This is a genomic window from Botrimarina sp. (assembly GCF_040219535.1).
GTDB lineage: Bacteria > Planctomycetota > Planctomycetia > Pirellulales > Lacipirellulaceae > Botrimarina.
Genome location: NZ_JAVJSH010000003.1, coordinates 171,111 through 188,008, shown reverse-complemented (window position 1 = coordinate 188,008; position 16,898 = coordinate 171,111). Strand labels below are relative to the sequence as shown.

Below are 16,898 nucleotides of genomic sequence, written 5' to 3'. Positions count from 1 at the left end.
CCCGCGGCGGGCGAGTCCTGCGCCGCGGCCCAGCGGGGCAGGCACGCGAAAAAACTCCCTCCGCCCTCCCAGCTACGAAGGATTCCGCCGTGCGTACTCAAGTCTCGCTCGACGCCATCGGCGCACTCGTCGATGGCCGCCACGAGAACCCTTTCGACCTTCTGGGGCCGCACGAGATCGTCGACCAGGGCCGCCGCGCGCTCGCGGTGCGGGCTTACCAGCCCGATTCCCAGCAGATGTGGCTGGTCGACCCCGGCCAGGGAGGGGTGCGGCCGATGCGGCGGATCCACCCTGCGGGGCTGTACGAAGCCATCTGCCCCGTTGAAGATGGGCGGGATAGCAAAACCGTAGCACCGAGGGATTACATGCTCCGCGTATCCGACCGCGATGGCGCCAGCCGCACGACCCACGACCCCTACGCGTTCGATCCGCTGCTGTCGGACTACGACCTGCACCTGCTCGGCGAGGGGACGCACTACGACTCGTACGAGCGGCTCGGCGCCCACCAACGCGAGGTCGACGGCGTGCGCGGCGTGAACTTCGCCGTTTGGGCCCCCAACGCCGAGGGCGTGGCGGTTGTCGGCGACTTCAATCGCTGGAGCCGCACCGCTCACCCGATGCGCAAGCGCATCCCCAGCGGCATCTGGGAGCTGTTCATCCCGGGCCTGGAGGTCGGCTCGCTGTACAAGTTCGCGGTGAAGCACCGCGGCGGCCAGGTGGTCGAGAAGTGTGACCCGTACGCGTTCGCCGCCGAGGTCCCGCCGAAGACCGCCAACATCGTGACCGACCTGTCGGAGCACGCTTGGGCGGACGAGCAGTGGATGGCCGACCGCGTCGACCGTCAGGGCCTCGACAAGCCGATCAGCATCTACGAGATGCACCTCGGCAGCTGGCGCCGCGACCCCGCGCAGCCCGAGCGTTGGCTCAGCTACATGGAGATCGCGCCGCAGCTCGTGGAGTACTGCCACAAGATGGGGCACACCCACGTGGAGCTGCTCCCGGTGAGCGAGCACCCGTTCACGGGCAGCTGGGGCTACCAGACGGTGGGCTACTTCGCCGCCACGAGCCGCTACGGCACGCCGGCCGACCTGATGGCGTTCGTCGACACGCTGCACCAGGCGGGGATCGGCGTGATCATCGACTGGGTGCCGGCCCACTTCCCCAAAGACGAGCACGGCCTGCGGCTGTTCGACGGCACGGCCCTCTACGAGCACGCCGACCCTCGCCAGGGCGAGCACCCGGACTGGGGCACGCTGATCTTCAACTACGGCCGCAGCGAGGTGGCGGGCTTCCTGCTCGCCAACGCCCTCTTCTGGTGCGACAAGTACCACATCGACGGCCTCCGTGTCGACGCGGTCGCGTCGATGCTGTACCTCGACTACAGCCGCGAGGGGAGCGACTGGATCCCCAACAAGTACGGCGGGCGGGAGAACCTCGAGGCGATCGACTTCCTCAAGCGGTTCAACGAGAAGGTCCACGAGCGGCACCCCGGCGTGCTCACGATCGCCGAGGAGTCGACCGCCTGGGGCGGCGTGTCGCGGCCGACCTACGTGGGCGGCCTCGGCTTCAGCCTGAAGTGGAACATGGGCTGGATGAACGACACGCTCCGCTACATGCGGCACGAGCCGATCCACCGCAAGTACCACCACGACGAGCTGACCTTCTCGCTGATCTACGCGTTCACCGAGAACTTCTGCCTCCCCTTCAGCCACGACGAGATCGTCCACGGCAAGGGCTCGTTGCTCGAGCAGATGCCCGGCGACCTGTGGCAGAAGTTCGCCAACCTGCGGCTGTTGTACGGCTACATGTGGAGCCACCCGGGCAAGAAGCTGCTGTTCATGGGCAGCGAGTTCGGCCAGTGGAACGAGTGGAACCACGACACGTCGTTGCAGTGGGACCTGCTGCAGTGGGAAACCCACCAGGGCCTGCAGAACTACGTGGCGCACCTCAACCACCTGTACCGCAACGAGCCCGCCCTGCACGAGGTGGACTTCGAGGTCGACGGCTTCGAGTGGATCGACTGCCACAACCACGAGGACAGCATCCTCGCCTACATCCGCAAGGCGAAGGACCCGAGCGACTACTTGATCTCGGTCAGCAACTTCACGCCGGTCGTCCGCCGCGGCTACATCATCGGCGCGCCGGAGGCCTGCTACTACGAGGAGATCAGCAACAGCGACTCGGCCTACTTCGGCGGGTCGGACGCCGGCAACTCCGGCGGCGTGATGGCCTCGCCCGAAGGGGCCCAGATGCGCCCGGCCAGCCTCGAGCTGACCCTCCCCCCGCTGGGCACGATCCTGCTGAAGCCGCGCCGCGGCTGACGCAGGAGGCGGCTTCGGGCTTCGGGCTTCGGGCTTCGGGCCTCGGGAGAGCAAGAGCGATGCGTGACCATCGGAAACTGCGTGCGTTTCAGTTGGCCGACGAGTTGGCCCTTGCCGTCTACCGAGACACCCAAAGGTTTCCCGGTGACGAGCGCTTCGGGCTCACCTCGCAGATGCGACGCGCTGCGGTGTCGATCGCCTCGAATATCGTCGAGGGCTGCGCAAGAGCGACCGAGGCCGATTACCTCCGTTTCCTCGACATGTCCAACGCGTCGGCGCGGGAACTCGAGTATCAGATCGGATTGGCCGCGAGGCTCGGCTTCTTCGGCGATGCTTCGACGGCGCCCGACTGCGTGCGTCTCGTCGGTGAAACCAATCGGACGCTGGCCGCCCTACTGCGGTCGCTCCGCCACCCCCGACGCCAGAAGCCCGAAGCCTGAAACCGGCGTCTACAACGCCTCGTCCGGCGTCCGTTCCCACTGCATGTCCATCTCCGATTGCAGGTCGGAGACCAGCGCGGCTCGGACGCGGGCGGCGCGTTGGGAGTACAGCGGGCGTCGGCCCAGCCAGTTGGAGCCCGCGCGGAGGAACTCGCGCCGCAGCTCGTCCTCGGTCCCGATCTTCTGGGCCACGCGGAGCACGTACGCGATCGAGCGGTCGTAGTTCAGCTCGGCGGTCGCCTCGCCCGCCTCGAGGTCGAAGGCCGCTTGCAGCAGTTCCGGCCCGGCCGCTACCAGCGGCGCCGGCTGGCTCAGCTCCAGCGTCGGCTGCTGGCTCGCGGGCCCCATCGGGCCGAACTGCAGCAGCGAGAAGGCGGGCGTCTCGACGACGTCGTCGGCCTCCAGGCCGTAGGTCTCGTCGGCGCCGGATAGGTATTCGGTGAGCGGCTTGCCCGACTCGGTCGCCCGTTCGGCGAGCTTCTCCGCCGCCTCGAGCGCCAGGTCGGCCGCCTTCTGCCGCTTCCAGGCAGCGACCACCTGCTCTCGGACCTCGTCGAGTTCCGGTGTTTCCGACGGGTAACGCTCCGTGACGAGCGTCAGGTAGCGGTCCCCGCTGAGGGCGACCGTGGTGAGCGGTTTGTACAGCTCGGCTTCCTGCGGAGAGAAGGCCAACACGAACAGCGGGCGGGCCGCGGCCGGCGGAACGTTGGCCTCGAACGTGCCGCCCACCTCGGTGTCGCGCAGATCGAGCATCGACGCCTGATCGGTCTCCTTGAGCTCCAACTGGTGCTCTTCGGCCAACGGCCGCAGGTCGGTCAGGATCGCCGGCGGCTCGGGTGCTTCGGCTTCCGGGTCCTCGTCGGCCACGATCTTCTTGTCGAGGTACTTGTAGAACGCGTCATCGAGCCGGTTCCGTGCTTCGCTGATCCGCTCTTCGAGTTTCCGCGACGCGATCTCGGTAGCCAGCGCCCGCCGGATCTCGTCGGACACCTCTTCGAGCGGCTGGTACGGAGTGTCAGACGCTCCTTCCTCGGTGGTGGGGTCGCTCGGCTGTTCGTCCGAGGTCGGCTCGTCGTCGGTGGAATCGGGCGCCTCGTCCTCTTCCTCCTCTTCCTCCACCGGCTCGCCCGCGGTGTCGTCGGCGTCGTCCGAGTCGGCCGCCGGGGTTTCGGGCGTTTCGCTTGATTCGGGTTCCGGGGTCTCGCTCGCCGGTTCTTGCGGCGACTCCTCGCCGGGCGACGCGCTCGGATCGCTCGCTGGCTCATCGGCGGGTGAATCGCCCGCCGCGTCCTCTGGCGTGGGTGCTCCCTCTTCGGTCGCCGGCTGATCCGCGTCGGGCTCGCCCGCCGCGTCGGCCGGCGCTGGGTCCATCGGGGCGTCGGGCTCGGGGGCGGTTGGCCCCGGCGACTCGGCGTCGGGTGTGTCGCCGGGCTGCTCCTCGCCAAAGGGCAGGTTGCCCTCGCCCTCGGCCGGGCCGAAGAGCGACTCGTCGCCGAATAGGGCGCGATCGGCGGCCACGAACTGGTCCTTGTTCTCTTCGTAGTATTGGGCTACCTGCTCGTCGGTCACCTCGTCCATGGCCGACTCCAGCGCGGTCGCGAAGTCGGCGCGCAGGTACGACAGCTTCACGCGCCGCGGGACCGCGAAGCCGGGTGTCGGGGAGGGCAGCTCCACGCCGGCCACCCGCACCGGGCTGGGCAGGTTGTTCCGGTAGAGCTGGAAGAATTCGAGCAATTCTTCTTCGGAGGGCTCCTCGACCTGGTCGGCGAACCGCTCGACCGCCAGCGGGGCCGCCTCGACACTTACGCGCTCGTTGAGCTTCCGCCAGTCTTCCCATCGCTCTTGCGGCAGGATCGTCTGCAACGCGTAGGTGTAGCTGGCCAGGTAACGCTGGGCGAGCATCGCCTCGCGCATCAGGTCGAACACGAACTGGATCGTGGCCGAACGCCCGCCCGGCTGCTTCAGCTGGCTGAGGATCTGCCGCATCTGCTCGTTGCCCACGCGGTCGCGCCCCAGGGCGCGGAAGTAGTCGACGATCATCTCGTCGGTGACCACCATGCCCGCGTCGCGGGCCCGCTTGGCCAGCAGCTTGTTGACGACGATGTCTTGCTCGACGCCTTCCTCGGTCGTGCGGGGCAGGGCGATAGGCTGGATCCGGAGGCCGAGGTCATCGACGCCCGCCTCCTCGGCCGCTTGCAGGCCGAGCGTGTACACCGCCCGCTGGAACTCGGCCAACACGCCGCGGTGGCGGACCGCCAGGGCCATCTGACGCTCGTTCATGTCGCCGCCGCGCCACGACACGACCGTGGCCCCGCCGCCGGTGGCCCCGCCGCCGGGGGCGCCGGCGTACTGCATCAGCGGGTCGCCAATGACGAAGGCGAACATCAGCAGCACGCACATCACGGCCATCAGAACGCCGGCGTACTTGCTGATCGCGGTAAGAGGGGTAGCCATCGCAACCTTTTTCCTGCTTTCGCTGCAGTGGGTCTCGCCCGCCGCCCGCGACGGGGCCGAGAAAAGCGACGCCGGACTTGACAGCCCGGCCGCCCCGGCCCCACCTTGCGGCCGCACAGGGCGGGTGAGGGAAGCCCAAGATTGTTCAGCGAAATCGCCGTAAACGCAATCCCGGCATAGGGTGTGGGCGTGCGGGGCTGAGGATTTTACTTCCCCGGCGCTTCCCCGATCGAGCCAAGCGGGCGTAGCATTCGGCGCGCCGCGGCCGGCAGAGGCCCGCGGCGCGGCGCTTTCGGTTCGAGCGGCCTAGGCGGCACAGCCGGTCGGTTTTGCCACCGGCTGGCGGGGCCCGGGCCGGGCGCCCCGATAACAAGAGCCACGCCCCGCAGCACGCCGGCCCGGCCGGCGCCCTCCCCCCCGACGAGACCCTTCTCCTTCCAACATGGCCAAAAAGAAAGCCTCTAGCGACTCTCCCGGCGCGGCCCTGGTGATCGTCGAATCGCCCGCCAAGGCGAAGACGATCGGCAAGTACCTGGGCAAGGGGTACGTCGTCGAGGCCTCGGTCGGCCACGTGCGCGACCTGCCGCAGGGCGCTGCGCAGATCCCGGCCAAGTACAAGAAGGAGAAGTGGGCCAGCCTCGGCGTGAACGTCGAGAACGACTTCGAGCCGCTGTACGTGGTCTCGCCCGGCAAGAGCAAGCAGATCAAGCTGCTCAAGGACCAGCTCAAGAAGGCCGACCGGCTGTACCTCGCGACCGACGAAGACCGCGAGGGGGAGGCCATCAGCTGGCACCTGCTCGAGCTGCTCAAGCCCAAGGTGCCCGTCCACCGGCTGGTCTTCCACGAGATCACCGAGGACGCGATCCAGCGCGCGCTAGAGTCGCCCCGCCAGGTCGACGACGGCCTCGTCCGCGCGCAAGAAACCCGCCGCATCCTGGACCGTCTGTACGGCTACGAGGTCTCGCCGCTGCTGTGGCGGAAGGTCCGCCCGAAGCTCTCGGCCGGGCGTGTGCAGAGCGTGGCCGTGCGGCTGATCGTCGACCGCGAACGCGAGCGCATGGCGTTCGTGTCCGCCACCTGGTGGGACCTGCTCGGGGCCTTCTCCAAGAAAGGGGACCCGAAACAGCGCCTGGACACGACCATCGTGTCGGTCGACGGGCAGAAGCTGCCCAGCGGCAAGGACTTCGACCAGAACACCGGCAAGCTCAAGAACGAGTCGCTGTTGCTGCTCGACGAGCAGGGGGCGAAGCAGCTTGTCGAGCGGATCGAGTCGGGCGAGTTCCGCGTGGCGAGCATCGAAGAGAAGCCGTACACGACCCGCCCGTACCCGCCGTTCACGACCAGCACCCTCCAGCAAGAAGCCAACCGCAAGCTCGGCTTCACCGCGCGACGCACGATGCAGGTCGCGCAGGCGCTGTACGAGAACGGCTACATCACGTACATGCGTACCGACTCGACGAACCTGTCGAGCCTGGCCGTCGACGAGGCGCGCAAGCTCGTCCGCAGCGAGTACGGCGACAAGTTCCTCCCCCCGTCGCCGCGCAGCTACTCGTCGAAGGTCAAGAACGCCCAAGAGGCCCACGAGGCGATCCGCCCGGCGGGCACCCCGTTCGCCGTGCCGGCGATCATGAAGAGCCAGCTCACCGGAGAGCAGTTCAAGCTCTTCGACCTGGTGTGGAAACGCACGATCGCTTCGCAGATGGAAGACTCGCGCGGGCGGCGGATCGTCGTCACGATCGAGGGCGAGGGCTGCGTGTTCACCGTCAGCGGCAAGACGATCGACTTCGCGGGCTACCTGCGGGCCTACGTCGAGGGGTCGGACGACCCGGACGCGGAGCTCGCCGACCAAGAGAAGGCCCTGCCGTCGGTCCAGGTCGGCGAGGCGCTCGACGTGCTCCAGATGGTCGCCAAGGACCACACCACCCAGCCGCCGGGCCGCTACAGCGAGGCCTCCCTGACCAAGTCGCTCGAAGAGCGAGGCATCGGACGACCCAGCACCTACGCGTCGATCATCGACACGATCCAAGCGCGGAACTACGTGTTCAAGAAGGGCGGCGCGCTGGTGCCAACTTGGGTCGCCTTCAGCGTGGTCAAGCTGCTGGAGGACCACCTCACGCGGCTGGTCGACTACCAGTTCACCGCCGAGATGGAAGACGACCTCGACGCGATCAGCCGCGGCGAGCGCGACAACCTCGACTACCTCAAGAACTTCTACTTCGGCAACGGCCGGCCGGGGCTCAAGAAACAGCTCGAGAACAAGATCGACGAGATCGACGCACGCTCGATCAGCCGCATCTCGCTCGGCGCAGCCCCCGACGGCGAGGAGGTTTTTGTCCGCGTGGGGCGGTACTCGCCGTTCGTCGAGAAGGGCGACAAGACCGCGTCGCTCCCGGAAGAGCTGCCCCCCGACGAGGTGAAGCTCGGCTACGCGCTCGACCTGATCGAACAAGCCAAGAAGGCCGAGGAGCCGCTCGGCACGTGCCCAGAGACCGGCAAGCCGGTCTTCCTGAAGGTGGGCCGCTTCGGCCCCTACGTGATGCGCGGCACGCCCGAGGACGACGAGAAGCCGAAGAACGCGTCGCTGCTCAAGGGGATGAGCCCCGACGACGTCGATTTCCCCACCGCGCTGAAGCTGCTCAGCCTGCCGCGCGAGCTCGGCGTGCACCCGAAGCTCGAGGACGTGATCCTCGCCCAGAACGGCCGCTACGGCCCCTACGTGAAGTGCGGCAGCGAGACCCGCAGCCTGCCGGCCGACGTGTCGCCGCTAGAGGTCACCCTCGAGCAGGCCATCGAACTGCTCAACCAGCCCAAGCAAAGCGGCCGCGGCCGAGCGGCGGCCAAGCCGCCGATCAAGGTGTTCCAGGAGAAGTCCCCGGTCACCGAGGGCGAGGTCCGCGTGCTCGACGGCCGCTACGGGCCCTACGTGACCGACGGCGAGACCAACGCGTCGCTCCCCAAGGGCGCGTCGCCCGAGGAGCTCACGTTCAACGACGCGCTGAACCTCCTCGCCGCCCGCGCGGCCGCCGGGGGCACTAAGAAAAAGAAGAAGACCACGAAGAAGAAGGCGGCCAAGAAGTCGACCACGACCAAGGCCGCGAAGAAGAAGACTACCAAGGCCGCGAAGAAACGGACCGCGAAGAAGGCGGAGTGATGTTCGCGATCGAGCCGGGCAGAGACTATGCGGTCGTCACCGGCGACGTGATCGACTCGTCGAGCCTCGAGGCCACCCAGCGTCGGCGGCTGCCGGAGCTGATCCACGAGATCAGCCAATCGCTCACCGAATGGTTCGGCGAACAGCGGCTCACGCCGGTCTCGATTTTCGGTGGCGACTCGTGGCGCATCCTGCTCGCAACGCCCGCCGACGCCCTCCGCGTCGCCCTCTTTCTCCGCGCATCGCTGCTCGCGTCTGACTTGAACATCGACTCCCGGCTGGCGATCGCCGTGGCAGGCGTCGACTTCGTTCCGCACGGGGTCGACATCGAAGCCGCCGATGGCGAAGCCTTCCGGCTATCGGGGCGGTTGCTCGACGAAGACAACAGGACCGCCGGCGAGATCCGGTTCGGCGCGGCCCAGTCCGATCTCACGACGCGGTGGAGGCTCCCACTCCGCTTGCTAGACGCTCTCGTGCGGAGCACCTGGAACGAGAAGCGGGCGGCAGCGGTTTGCGGCGCGTTACGCGGCTGGACCCGCCAGCACACCGGCGAGACGTGGTCTCCCCCGGTCAGTCGGCAGACAATCGATCGGCATCTTTCTGAGGCCTGCTGGCCCGAAGTCGAAGGGACTTTAAAGGAGTTCGAGCAGGCATTATCGGATCGAATGTCAGCGCAATAGCGCTGCATTCGAAAAAAGCAGCGCTATTGCGCTGACAAAGACCAAGCCGGTACAGACGCTCACAGCCGACTATCTGAGGCCAAGCCGATGGGGCTGACTCCGACGATCCACCTCCACGACGCCTCCATCGAGTTCCACCCCGCGTTGCTCCCGATGATCGCGCGCGGGGCCGTTTTCCTGATCGGGATGTGGGTCGTGACTTACCCATCCGGCTGGCTCGTCCGGCGCGGGATGCGGTCGAAGGCGAAAATGCTCGACGAGGCACACCGCCAGCACCAGCACGCGATTTCGTCGGCGACCCAGCGCGGTTTCCCCGATGGCGGCGCGGTTATCGGGCGGCTCGAGCGATCGTTGATCTACTTGTTCGTCGTCGGCGGAACCCCGACGGCGATCGGCTTCTTGATCGCGGCGAAGAGCGTGTTCCGCTTCGGCGAACTGAGCGACCGAGCCAACCGGTTGGAGGCCGAGTACATCACGATCGGTACGCTGATGAGCTTCGCCGTCGGGCTGGCCGTATCACACGTGGCCGCCTGGCTGCTGCGGTCTCTTTGAGCGATCGCCGCCCACCGCCTCCTGTCAGGCGCGGGCAGGTCGGGTAGGCTTCACCCCCCCCGGCGACCCCTCCGATCAAGGACCCGAGCATGAACGCGATCGAAGCGATCCTGGCCACCGCCGCCACAAGCGACATGGTCCTCAAGAGCTACGTGGGCGACCTGACCGACGCCGACCTGATGCGGCGGCCCCACAAGGGCTGCAACCACGTGGCGTGGCAACTGGGTCACCTGATCACGGCCGAGTGCAGCCTGCTCGAGGTCATCCGCCCCGGCGCCGCGCCGGACTTGCCCGAGGGCTTCGCCGAGAAGCACAGCAAAGAGACCGTCGGCGACGACGACCCGTCGCACTTTTGCTCGCGCGACGAGTACCTCGAGCTGTACGACAAGGTCCGCGCGGCCACCCGCGACGCGCTGGGCAAGATGACCGACGCGGACCTCGACAAGCCGAACACGAACGAGCGCTTCGCCAAGACGTTCCCGACGATCGGCTCGATGTGCGTGCTCGACGCGACCCACCCGCTGATGCACGTGGGGCAGTTCGTGCCCGTGCGGCGCGAAGCGGGCAAGCCGGTGGTGATTTGAGCGGCGCAAGAGGCAGAGATTGGCGCCCGGCCCGCCTTGTGTGCGAAATCGCTCGCTGGTGCGTCGATTTGCCACGCGCTGCGAAGCCGCCGTTTTGTCGATACTATGTTTGCGTGAGACGAGCCGCGAGGTGTCCGGCTCGGCTCGCCGCTCGCTCGGCCCATCCGCCGTGCGAGCGACTCTTCGCCGGCCCCCGTGGGACCGGCCGGGCCGCCCGCCGCAGACCGGCGCGGCGACGGCTTGCCAGTCGTAGCAGCCGATCGAGGAACACCCTATGGCCACGCCCATCAGCTTGGACAGCTACGGCATCCACAACGTGAAGGTGCTGCGGAACCTCTCCGCGGCCGAGCTCTACGAGCACGCGGTGAAGTTCGACGGCGCCCAGATCAGCGCCAACGGCGCGTTGTGCGTGTACTCCGGCGAGAAGAAGGGCCGCAGCCCCAAGGACAAGCGGGTCGTCGACGAGTCGACCAGCCGCGACGACGTGTGGTGGGGCGACATCAACGTGCCGCTCTCGACCAGCTCGTTCCAGAAGAACCGCTCGCGCGCGATCGCGTACCTGAACGAGTGCGAGCGGGTCTACGTGGTCGACGCGTTCGCCGGCTGGAGCCCGAAGGACCGGATCAAGGTCCGCATCATCTGCTCGCGGCCCTACCACGCGCTGTTCATGAGCAACATGCTGATCCGCCCCAAGCCGGAGGAGCTCAACCAGTTCGGCGAGCCGGACTACACGGTCTTCAACGCGGGGCAGAAGCCGGCCGACCCGGCCGTCGACGGCGTGGAGACGACCACCAGCGTGGCCCTCAACTTCGCGCTGGGCGAGTTCGTCATCCTCGGCACCGAGTACGCCGGCGAGATGAAGAAGGGCGTGTTCACGATCATGAACTACCTGCTCCCCAAGCGCGGCGTGCTGTCGATGCACTGCTCGGCCAACGAGGGCAAGAAGGGCGACGTGTCGCTCTTCTTCGGCCTGTCGGGCACCGGCAAGACGACCCTCTCGGCCGACCCGCACCGCGACCTCATCGGCGACGACGAGCACGGCTGGGGCGACGACGGCGTGTTCAACATCGAGGGCGGCTGCTACGCGAAGTGCATCGACCTGTCCGCCAAGAGCGAGCCGGAGATCTACGGCGCGATCCGCTTCGGCACCGTGCTGGAGAACACCGTGCTCGACCCCACCACCCGGCGGGTCGACTTCCACGACAGCTCGCTCACCGAGAACACCCGCGCGAGTTACCCGATCGAGTTCATCCCGCACGCGAAGATCCCCTGCACCGGGCGCCACCCGCGCAACATCGTGTTCCTCACGTGCGACGCGTTCGGCGTGCTGCCGCCGGTCAGCCGCCTGACGCCCGAGCAGGCCATGTACCACTTCATCAGCGGCTACACGGCCAAGGTCGCGGGCACCGAGGTCGGCGTCACGGAGCCGAAGCCGAACTTCTCGGCCTGCTTCGGCGCGCCGTTCTTGGTGTGGCACCCCACGGTGTACGCCGAGCTGCTCGCCCAGAAGATGCGCGAGCACGAGGTCAACGCGTATCTGGTCAACACCGGTTGGTCCGGCGGCGCGTACGGCACGGGGTCGCGGATGAGCCTCGGGTACACCCGCGCGGTCATCGACGCGATCCACAACGGCGCGCTGGCGGCCGCTCCGACGATCATCGACCCGGTGTTCGGACTCGCCACGCCGAGTGAGTGCTCGCACGTGCCGAGCGACATCCTGCAGCCGCGCAACTCGTGGGCCGACGGCGCCGCGTACGACGCCACGGCCCAGAAGCTAGCGGGCCTGTTCGCCGAGAACTTCCGCAAGTACGAGGACGTGGCTTCGCCAGAAATCGTCGGAGCGGGCCCAAAAGCGTTGGCGCCCGCTTGACCCCAAAGGGTAGAATAGGGGCGGTCCGCCGCGGTGACCGCGGAGGACGCGGAGCTACACGGGGCAGTACCCCTTCGGGGGTTCGTGAACGCATGCCGATCACGCTGTCGCCGCGGCCCGTTGGCCGGGACCCTCTCTAGGCGGTCCCGAGAGGCCACGGGTCGCCGCCCGGCTGTCGGAGACAAACTCGCCTTACCCCGCTCCGCGCCCCCCGCGCTCTCCGCGGCGGGCGTTCTTTTTATGGGGAACGCGGCGGGCTAACGGCGCGGTCATTTTCCTTTCGGGGCGTTGCCTCCGAGGCGATGTAGCGCTTTACTGTAGCGCCACCCGCCGGCCCGACGCGTCGCCGCGGGGCGAGTCGGCGTGGGGCCGACGTCGCTCGAGCGTCGGCAGGACCACCCGCCCCCGACCCCGCCGTGCTCGATTCGCTCGCCACCCTCGCGCTGCTCCTGGCGCTCGAGTTGGTTCTCGGCGTCGACAACATCGTCGTCATCACGATCATCGTGTCCAAGCTGCCGCCCGCGGCGCGGCGCAAGGCGCGGATCATCGGGCTCGCTCTGGCGTTGGTCGCGCGCCTCGTGATGGTCGCTGGCTTCTCGTGGGTGCTGTCGCTCACCGGCGAGGTGCTGCTGGGCATGTCGGTCAAGGACCTCATCCTGCTGGCCGGTGGCGGCTTCCTGATCTGGAAAGCGGTCCGTGAGATCCACCACACGGTGGAGATGATCGAACACCACGAGGCCCAGCCCGCCACGCCGCGCAACGCGTTCGCTTCGGCGATCGCGATGATCGTCGCGCTCGACGTGGTCTTCGCGATCGACTCGGTCGTGACCGCTGTGGGCCTGACGAACAACCTCACCGTGATCGCCCTGGCGGTGATCTTGTCTTTCGTGGTGCTGCTGATCGCGGCCGGGCCGATCGGCGAGTTCGTGCTCCGCAACCCGACCTTCAAGATCCTCGCGCTGTCGCTGCTGATCACCATCGGCATCGTCCTCGTGATGGAAGCGTTCCACTACGAGGTCCCCAAGCCGTACATCTACCTGCCGATGGCCTTCGCGACCGGCGTGCAACTGCTGCAGTGGCGGCTGATGAAGAACCAGCAGCGCCGCAGCGAAGTCGCCCCCCCGGCCACGCCCGACACGCTCTGAAGCGACCCCTCGCCACGATGGAACCCAATCACCTGAGCCTCGGGCGTCGGCCCGGGGAGCTGTGCGCGAACGAGCTCCAGGGCGCCCCCCGGGCCGACGCCCGAGGCGCTCAGGCGTTGGCCCGACGGACACGTCGAACGACGAGTGCCGCAACGCCCGCCGCCGCGAGCGCCGCGGCGCCCGGCTCGGGCACGGTCGCCGATGGCTCGGCCCGGCCGTAGGCGGCGGCCCAAGTCTGGTAGTCCGCGGCCCCGTACTCTGCGCCGAGCGCGTCTCGCCAGACCGTGTAGTCGGCCGCGTCGACGCGGCCATCGTTGTTGAAGTCGCCGGCCAAGCCGGACGCCACGACGGCCAAGTAATCAACCTTGGTGTTGCGTAGGCCGGCGATGCTCGTCGGGACAAAGTAGTCCTCGAACCCGCCGCCGCTGAAGCTGACCTGGTACGAGCCGTCCGCGCTGACCGGAACCGCGTAGCCGCCGGAGTCGGACGTGACAGCGAAGTACGGCGAGCCGACCACGTCGACGGTCACCCCGCCGCGGCCCTCGCCCTCGTCGTAGAACGCGTCGCCGTCGAGGTCCTCGAAAACCACCCCCGTGATGTACGCCACGCCGCGGGGCGCGCCGAAGTTCTGCGTCACCGCAAGTGGCCCGACTTGGCCGTTGCGACCCTCCACGATCCCGATGCCGACCTCCTTGTAAACGTCGTTGTGGATCGTGATCCGGTGCCCGAGCGACGGCACGCCCCAGTCGATGTCGAACCCCGCGTGCGCGTGCTCGACCGACTCGCCGTACGCGTACACGTTCTCCGCCACGCCCGACGCGTAACCCAGCGCCCGCACGCGGGCCGTCGGCGAGTAGCCCGGCAGGAACGGGGCCGGCGGGTCGGACGAGCTGTAGTGCCCCTGGAAGGCGTTCTCGAGCTGGTCTTGCGAGTGCAGGCGCGCGGCCTCGACGAGGGCGCCCTCGAACGCCAGCGGCTGCGCGTGGCGGTCGATCAGCCCGCTGCTCACGTTGTCCTGGAAGCTGCTGACGAGCCCCTGCGGCGTGACGCCGAAGTACTGCATCGCCGACGTGATGTCCGGGTCCGTGCTGCCCGCCAGGCGCTGCGCCTCGGCCAGCGCGTCGGCCCTCGAGCGGTTCACGTGCTCGAGCATCAACTGTTCCTTCGCCGTCGGCTCGCCGATGGCGTACCGGAGCTTCTGCGGCGTGTCGCCGATCTGGATCGAGTCGACGATCCATCCCGCGTCGACCGAGCTCTGCGGGAAGTAGGTCCCAACCGAGAAGTGCATCCCGAACCGCAGCGACACGTCGAGACCCGCGTACGGCGCCAGGTCGACCGCGCGCTGCGAGAACGCCCCTTCACCTGGGTAGCCGGCGCCGGGCTGCGTGTAGATCGGCGACCAACTGCCGCCGCCGTTGGTCGACACCTCGACCCGCGCCGTCTGCTCGCTCGTGGCGCCGCCCAGGCGGCTGAGGAAGAACAACTTCGAATCGGCCAGCGGCGACACGTCCGGGTCGACGACGAACCACTCCGTTGTCGCGTTGGGATTCGCCAAGTGGAACGCGTACCGACCCTCCGCGACGACCGAGTCCTGCAGCAACGGGTACCCACTCGACGTCCCGTCGATCACCCCCGCCAAGCCGCTCTCGCCCCCTTCGAACCACAAGGTCTGCGCCGAAGCCGGCGCGGCGCCGGACGCCACAGCCGCGGCGGCGATCAAGAAATAGAATCGCATCGATGTCCCCGGCGAGGTGGTGCGGCTGTCGAGTCGTGCACCGCGTTTCTATCCCGCCGCGTCGCGGCGCCGCAAGCCGACGCGCCGGCCGGGCGCCGCTGGCTGGGCGAGGCGGCCGCGTGCTACTATCCGGCCCCATGGCGCGTGTACTCATCACCTCGGGGCCGACCCGGCAACACATCGACGCGGTGCGTTACCTGACCAACGCGTCGAGCGGCCGCATGGGCCGCGCGCTGGCCGAGGCCGCCCTCGCCGCGGGGCACGGTGTCACGGTAGTCTCGGGCCCCGTCGAAGTCGATTACCCGGCCGCCGCGCGGGTGATCCCGGTGGTGTCGACCGAAGAGATGCTCGAGGCCACAGCCGACGAGTTCCAGTCCTGCGACGGCCTGATCGGCGCCGCCGCGCCGTGCGACTACCGGCCGGTGCGGGTCGAGCCCGGCAAGATCGCCAAGAACGGGCAGCCGCTCGAGCTCCGCCTGGTCGAGACCGACGACGTCGTCGCCACGCTCGGCGCGGCCAAGGGCGAACGCTGGGTCGTCGGCTTCGCCCTCGAGGCCGAGGACCACCGGCTGCGAGCGCTCGCGAAGCTCGAACGCAAGCACTGCGACCTGATGGTCTCCAACGGCATAGCCGCGATGAACGCGACCGACAACGAGGTCGAGGTGCTCACCCCCGACGGGCAGATCGTCGGCCGTTTTGTCGGCCCGAAGGAAGAAGTCGCCCGCGGCATCCTCGGCGTGATCGGCGAGCGGTTGATTGGTTAGGGACCGGCGACTCGGGATGGCGGCGATGGCTCCGCCCGGCGACCCGTCCGGCGCGGAGCCGCTCGAGCGGGGCTGTAGCTGAGCAAGGCCCGACCGATTAAGATTCGGTGAACCACAAAGGCCGCCTGGGCCTCATGGTTGGGACACCGAAGCAGGCACAAGGCAGGCCGAACGAAATCACATGGTCAGGGTCGCGGTCTACGGCGCCAGCGGGTACACGGGCCTAGAGCTGCTGCGCCTGCTCGCGCGGCACCCCGACACGCGGGTCACCGCGCTGGTCACCCGTCAGGACGAGGCGCCGCACGTCGACGAGGTCCACCCGGCGCTGCGGGGGCGGTTCGACCTGCGGCTCGAGAACCTCTCGCCGGAGCAGGTCGCCGAGCGCGCCGACGCGGTCTTCGCGTGCCTGCCACACGCGGCCAGCGCCGAGGTTTGCCGGCCGCTTCTCGACGCCGGCCTGAAGGTCGTCGACCTCAGCGCCGACTACCGCCTGACCGACCGCGCCGTGTACGAGCGGTGGTACAACATCACCCACCCGGACCCGGACCGCCTCGGCCGCACGCCCTACGGCTTGCCCGAGCTGTTCCGCGACCAGCTCCGCGGCGCGGACCTGGTCGCCAACCCGGGCTGCTACCCGACCGCCACGATCCTCGGGCTCGCGCCGCTGCTCGAAGCGGGCCTGATCTCTACCGAGGGGATCACGATCGACGCCAAGAGCGGCGTCACCGGCGCGGGCCGCAACCCCAAGCCGCACCTGCACTTCCCCGAGGCGAACGAGAATTGCTCCGCGTACGGCGTCGGCGCCCACCGCCACATGCCCGAGATCGACCAGGTCCTGACGGGCGTCGCGGGCGGGCCGGTCGAGGTGGTGTTCACGCCGCACCTGGTGCCGATGGACCGCGGCGAGCTGTGCACGTGCTACGCCGCGCCGGTCGGCGACGCGACCACCGAGCAACTCCAGGACTGCCTCCGCGCGCGATACGAGGGGGAGCCGTTCGTGCACGTCGTGCCGAACCCGCCGGGCACAAAGGATGTCGCCTACACGAACAACTGCTGCGTTTACGCGGCCCGCGTGCGGGGCAGGGTGGTGGTGATCAGCGTGATCGACAACCTGATCAAGGGCGCCAGCGGCGCCGCGGTGCAAAACTTCAACCTGATGCACGGCCTGGAAGAGACCACCGCGCTGGCCTGACGGCCGTCGA

The 16,898-nt window shown here is 68.4% G+C and carries 12 protein-coding genes; 10 read left to right on the top strand and 2 right to left on the bottom strand.

Annotated features, from left to right (window positions below):
* The first annotated feature begins 89 nt into the window (after positions 1-89).
* Together glgB and RIC11_RS01410 are read left to right on the top strand one after the other, a co-directional pair.
* The gene (glgB, locus tag RIC11_RS01415) at positions 90-2,321 is read left to right on the top strand and encodes a 1,4-alpha-glucan branching protein GlgB (protein WP_350208038.1); all 2,232 of its coding nucleotides are present in this window, start codon (positions 90-92) and stop codon (positions 2,319-2,321) included.
* Positions 2,322-2,380: 59 nt separating this feature from the next.
* Positions 2,381-2,761: a four helix bundle protein gene (locus RIC11_RS01410; protein WP_350208037.1), complete on the top strand. Its 381-nt coding sequence runs from the start codon at positions 2,381-2,383 to the stop codon at positions 2,759-2,761.
* 9 nt (positions 2,762-2,770) lie between these two features.
* Here the strand turns inward: RIC11_RS01410 and RIC11_RS01405 are convergent, their stop codons facing one another.
* The gene (locus tag RIC11_RS01405) at positions 2,771-5,215 is read right to left on the bottom strand and encodes an ICP22 family protein (protein WP_350208036.1); all 2,445 of its coding nucleotides are present in this window, start codon (positions 5,213-5,215) and stop codon (positions 2,771-2,773) included.
* Positions 5,216-5,657: 442 nt separating this feature from the next.
* Between RIC11_RS01405 and topA the strand changes: the two genes are divergently transcribed.
* From topA to RIC11_RS01375, 6 genes are all read left to right on the top strand, one after another.
* Positions 5,658-8,366, top strand: a complete 2,709-nt coding sequence (gene topA, locus RIC11_RS01400) for a type I DNA topoisomerase (RefSeq protein ID WP_350208035.1) — start codon at positions 5,658-5,660, stop codon at positions 8,364-8,366.
* The gene (locus RIC11_RS01395) at positions 8,366-9,046 is read left to right on the top strand and encodes a hypothetical protein (RefSeq protein WP_350208034.1); all 681 of its coding nucleotides are present in this window, start codon (positions 8,366-8,368) and stop codon (positions 9,044-9,046) included. The genes topA and RIC11_RS01395 overlap by 1 nt, the downstream gene beginning before the upstream one ends.
* Before the next feature lie 87 nt (positions 9,047-9,133).
* On the top strand, positions 9,134-9,598 hold the full coding sequence (locus tag RIC11_RS01390) for a hypothetical protein (protein WP_350208033.1): 465 nt from the start codon (positions 9,134-9,136) through the stop codon (positions 9,596-9,598).
* Between the two features lie 89 nt (positions 9,599-9,687).
* On the top strand, positions 9,688-10,182 hold the full coding sequence (locus RIC11_RS01385) for a DinB family protein (RefSeq protein ID WP_350208032.1): 495 nt from the start codon (positions 9,688-9,690) through the stop codon (positions 10,180-10,182).
* A 274-nt stretch (positions 10,183-10,456) separates the two neighbouring features.
* The gene (gene pckA, locus RIC11_RS01380; RefSeq protein WP_350208031.1) at positions 10,457-12,052 is read left to right on the top strand and encodes a phosphoenolpyruvate carboxykinase (ATP); all 1,596 of its coding nucleotides are present in this window, start codon (positions 10,457-10,459) and stop codon (positions 12,050-12,052) included.
* Between the two features lie 416 nt (positions 12,053-12,468).
* Complete coding sequence (locus RIC11_RS01375) at positions 12,469-13,197, top strand: TerC family protein (protein ID WP_350208030.1); 729 nt, start codon at positions 12,469-12,471, stop codon at positions 13,195-13,197.
* Between the two features lie 109 nt (positions 13,198-13,306).
* On the opposite strand, the gene RIC11_RS01370 is transcribed toward RIC11_RS01375, so the two are convergent.
* On the bottom strand, positions 13,307-14,932 hold the full coding sequence (locus tag RIC11_RS01370; protein WP_350208029.1) for a CAP domain-containing protein: 1,626 nt from the start codon (positions 14,930-14,932) through the stop codon (positions 13,307-13,309).
* 137 nt (positions 14,933-15,069) lie between these two features.
* Between RIC11_RS01370 and RIC11_RS01365 the strand changes: the two genes are divergently transcribed.
* Positions 15,070-15,696: a phosphopantothenoylcysteine decarboxylase domain-containing protein gene (locus RIC11_RS01365; protein WP_350208028.1), complete on the top strand. Its 627-nt coding sequence runs from the start codon at positions 15,070-15,072 to the stop codon at positions 15,694-15,696.
* A 181-nt stretch (positions 15,697-15,877) separates the two neighbouring features.
* Positions 15,878-16,888, top strand: coding sequence for an N-acetyl-gamma-glutamyl-phosphate reductase (gene argC, locus RIC11_RS01360; RefSeq protein ID WP_350208027.1), 1,011 nt, complete (start codon positions 15,878-15,880; stop codon positions 16,886-16,888).
* Positions 16,889-16,898 lie beyond the last annotated feature (10 nt).

Bases quoted from the DNA above. Each gene is read 5' to 3' on its own strand.
- RIC11_RS01405 (WP_350208036.1), bottom strand. From the start codon at position 5,215: ATGGCTACCCCTCTTACCGCGATCAGCAAGTACGCCGGCGTTCTGATG.
- RIC11_RS01370 (WP_350208029.1), bottom strand. From the start codon at position 14,932: ATGCGATTCTATTTCTTGATCGCCGCCGCGGCTGTGGCGTCCGGCGCC.
- pckA (WP_350208031.1), top strand. From the start codon at position 10,457: ATGGCCACGCCCATCAGCTTGGACAGCTACGGCATCCACAACGTGAAG.
- RIC11_RS01390 (WP_350208033.1), top strand. From the start codon at position 9,134: ATGGGGCTGACTCCGACGATCCACCTCCACGACGCCTCCATCGAGTTC.
- RIC11_RS01410 (WP_350208037.1), top strand. From the start codon at position 2,381: ATGCGTGACCATCGGAAACTGCGTGCGTTTCAGTTGGCCGACGAGTTG.
- RIC11_RS01365 (WP_350208028.1), top strand. From the start codon at position 15,070: ATGGCGCGTGTACTCATCACCTCGGGGCCGACCCGGCAACACATCGAC.
- RIC11_RS01395 (WP_350208034.1), top strand. From the start codon at position 8,366: ATGTTCGCGATCGAGCCGGGCAGAGACTATGCGGTCGTCACCGGCGAC.
- topA (WP_350208035.1), top strand. From the start codon at position 5,658: ATGGCCAAAAAGAAAGCCTCTAGCGACTCTCCCGGCGCGGCCCTGGTG.
- argC (WP_350208027.1), top strand. From the start codon at position 15,878: ATGGTCAGGGTCGCGGTCTACGGCGCCAGCGGGTACACGGGCCTAGAG.
- RIC11_RS01385 (WP_350208032.1), top strand. From the start codon at position 9,688: ATGAACGCGATCGAAGCGATCCTGGCCACCGCCGCCACAAGCGACATG.